Annotated in this window: 1 protein-coding gene; it reads left to right on the forward strand. The window is 57.7% G+C overall.

Annotated features, from left to right (window positions below; genetic code table 11):
* On the forward strand, nt 1-452 hold a 452-nt coding region (locus J5M56_RS25315; RefSeq protein ID WP_207938099.1), incomplete at both ends, for an EscR/YscR/HrcR family type III secretion system export apparatus protein.

Genomic DNA, 452 nt, shown 5'->3' on the forward strand with positions numbered 1-452 from the left:
TTGCGATGGTCGTGACGTCGTATGCGAAGATCGTCGTCGTGCTGGGGCTTCTGCGCAACGCGCTCGGCGTGCAACAGGTTCCGCCCAATATGGTTCTCAACGGGATCGCGATTCTGGTATCGCTCTACGTGATGGCACCTATCGGCATGCAGGCGGCGAAGGCGCTCGACGAACAACAGCTCGCCTCGCAGTCCTCCCAGGCCATCATCCAAGCGCTCGGTTCAGCACTCGAACCGTTCCGATCGTTTCTCGAGAAACACACTCCCGAACGCGAAAAACGCTTCTTTATTCGTTCCGCTTCCGTCATCTGGCCGAAGGAAGAAGCATCGCTTCTGAACGAGCGCGACCTCATCGTTCTCGCACCGGCGTTCGCGCTATCGGAGTTGACCGACGCGTTCAAGATCGGCTTTCTGCTGTACATCGTGTTCATCATCGTCGATCTGGTGATCGCC

It is taken from the genome of Pseudomonas sp. 51_B (assembly GCF_017491595.1).
GTDB lineage: Bacteria > Pseudomonadota > Gammaproteobacteria > Pseudomonadales > Pseudomonadaceae > Aquipseudomonas > Aquipseudomonas promysalinigenes.